This is a genomic window from Yersinia sp. 1252 StPb PI (assembly GCF_048593885.1).
GTDB classification, from domain to species: domain Bacteria; phylum Pseudomonadota; class Gammaproteobacteria; order Enterobacterales; family Enterobacteriaceae; genus Yersinia; species Yersinia enterocolitica_E.
The window spans coordinates 1-986 of the sequence record NZ_JAZGQE010000408.1 but is presented as its reverse complement, the minus strand read 5'-3'; the positions used below and the strand labels follow the sequence as shown (position 1 = coordinate 986).

Below are 986 nucleotides of genomic sequence, written 5' to 3'. Positions count from 1 at the left end.
CCAGTGATATCAAGGATACTGCTGTTGGACAGCACGCCGCTGTTCAGCACCCCGCCCGTGCCCAGCGTTACCGTACCAGCATTGGTCAGTGCGCCCACGGTTTGAGTATGACCGTTGATGTTGGCGCTGGCACCGCTGGCGATATCCAGTAATGACGTCTGACCAAAGGCACCGTTAGCCCCCAGGATCAGCTCACCGGCATTGACCGTGGTCGTGCCCTGATAGCTGTTACTGCCGTTGGCCAGCGTCAGCGCCCCATTGGTGGCATCCACCTGCAAACCGCCCACCCCTGATACCAGTGCATTCAGCTCTTTATTCGAGGTCGCGCTGCTGTCTGTTGCCAGCAACAAGGCATCGGCACCGTCCGTTAACAGTTCCAGCGCGCTCAGGCTGTAATTGACATACAAACCATTACCACCGCTGCCGTCGCTGCTGGTCAGACCGTAATTATGGGTGGCATTAGCTACCGTCGTCCCGCCCTGCAAGATGGCAGAGACCACGCCTTGCGCGGTGTCGGTGACCGTCGTGCCGTTGATCATCAGATTAAGACCGCTGGCCGCCCCACTCACCGTACCGGCATTAATCAGCTCCAGCATAATATCGCCCCGATCCTGATCGAGGATCGACAGATTCGGTGCCAGCACCGGATTCTGGTTAGTCCAACTGTCAGTGCCCGTCACGCTGATGGTGCCGCTGTTCAGCGCCAGATCAGTGACCGTCACCACACCGCTGGCCTGTGACTGCGGCGCTGCCCCGTCAAAAATCAGGGTGCCGCCACTCAGATCCAAGCCGTGCAACGTGCGATCATCCGTACCGACGGTGGTCACGTTATTGGCTGAGAGTTGCAGTGTGGCATTTGCCAGCGCGGCAGTGTTGCCCGCGTTTAACGCAAAGGTCGAGTTCGTCAGGTTCACAATGCCGCTGAATGCGCCGCCCACTGAAGAGCCGAAATCAAATGCCGTGCTGGCATCATTCTTCGCCACATT

1 pseudogene is annotated in these 986 nt (G+C 58.5%); it reads right to left on the bottom strand.

What is annotated here, in order from left to right:
* Positions 1–986: pseudogene (locus tag V2A85_RS23945) on the bottom strand (autotransporter outer membrane beta-barrel domain-containing protein); the annotation flags it as partial.